Below are 1561 nucleotides of genomic sequence, written 5' to 3'. Positions count from 1 at the left end.
CCCGGATTTCTCATAGCACCTCAGCAAGTACCGCACCCAGGCCGCCATGCTATTAAAAACCTATTGGTACATCTTAAATTGCCTACTTTTTAACCACTTTCCGTCGTTAAGACACACTTCCCCCTTTCCCCCATTGCGTCGGGCCGGGGGAGCCCGAGCATTCAGTTCGGCACCAACCGCCTGACGAGATCGGATAGTTGCGCTTTATAGGGGTAGCTGTCACTCATCAACACCCGGATTCGGCGCGTATTGCGGATGATGACTGCGCCCACTTTGATGAGTTTGAGCCTCAGGTTGCTTGGGCTCATGCGCGCGAAAGGCGTCTTCTTCAGGTAAGTGCGTAAGCGCTCGAACAGCGTATAGGCGAAGCCCGATAAGATCAGCCGCCACTGATTGGCCCACCAGTGCGTACTGGAGGTCCGGTCAGCAAACAGGCTCAGTTGTTGATCCTTGATTCGGTTTTCCATGTCGCCCCGAGCGCAGTACTGCTCGTAGTAGAGCTTGAAGCCGTCGTCATAACGGGAACTAATGATAAACCGGGGATTAGAGCCCAGTTCGCCTTCTTCCAGACGGGCCACCACCCAGCGTGGGTATTTCCAGGAGTGGGCTTGATATTGGAAGCGGAACGTCTCTGCTACTTTCCCTCCCACCTGCCATTGGGTCTTGCGCACCAGCATCATGGGCACGTCCACTTCCTTGAGCAGCCGACTGTTCTTGCCGATACCCACGATGTAGTCGACGTGATGTCGATCGCACCAGTTGAGCATCCGGGGACGACAAAAGTGACTATCACCTCGTAACACAATGCGCGTATCGGGCCAGTACTGGCGAATAAACCGCACCAGTAACGCCAGGATGGCCCAGCTGTGGTGGCTGTCGCTGTGGTCACTGGTGCGCAGATAGCTCACCAGCAGATGGCGGCCACAGAAGACGTACAGCGGGAAGTAACAATGGTGATCGTAATAGCGGTTAAAGAACTTGCCGGGTTGCTCGCCGTGCACGGGAATATCGGTGCCATCAAAGTCCAGTACGATCTCCTTGGGTGGTTCGTTATACTGTTCAATGAAGTGATGCCACAGCAACTCATGGGCCTTCACCATCGCTTGTCGATCGGCGTTCTGCTCACTCCGGCACAGCGTAGACTTGCCCGCCAGCGCCTCTTTTTCACCGACCGCCGTCTGAAGCGCTTGGTCGTAACGTAGAGTCTCATGGTCATTGAAATCTTCGTAACCAGCCGCCACACCGAATACGCGTTGACGAACCATGATGTCGAGTTTATGACGAACCTGTTCCGGTGCGCGGGGATCATGAAGCACGGAGGCCAAGCGGTGCGTCAGACGATGTTGTTTATCAACTTCCCGTAGCAAGAGCAATCCAGCATCGGAGGTGATGTGGCCCCCAGAGAAATCGGCTTCAATTTGCCGGCGTGAGAGTGGCGAGAAGGTCAGTTTTTCAGGTACCATTTTGGAAGCGGCTGTTGGTGCTTGATGGATTGGTTAGGTTCTTGAAATCATAGCACTTTCAGCCGCTTTCTTTTATACCCCGTGAGAAATCCAGGCTA

General features: G+C 54.3%; 1 protein-coding gene. It reads right to left on the bottom strand.

All coding sequences use genetic code 11. From position 1 onward, the window contains the following. Positions 1 to 161: 161 nt before the first annotated feature. Entirely contained in the window at positions 162 to 1463 is a 1302-nt protein-coding gene (locus tag ACT3T7_RS18360; protein WP_290782213.1) for an IS1380 family transposase, read from the bottom strand. Between the last annotated feature and the right edge of the window lie 98 nt (positions 1464 to 1561).

The sequence above is a fragment of the Halomonas sp. 111 genome, from assembly GCF_052379685.1.
Lineage (GTDB): Bacteria > Pseudomonadota > Gammaproteobacteria > Pseudomonadales > Halomonadaceae > Vreelandella > Vreelandella citrativorans.
Note: the sequence above shows the minus strand (reverse complement) of the source record. Positions and strands in the feature narration are given on the sequence as shown.

Excerpts from the sequence above, each read along its gene's own strand:
- ACT3T7_RS18360 (WP_290782213.1), bottom strand. The coding sequence starts at position 1,463 with ATGGTACCTGAAAAACTGACCTTCTCGCCACTCTCACGCCGGCAAATT.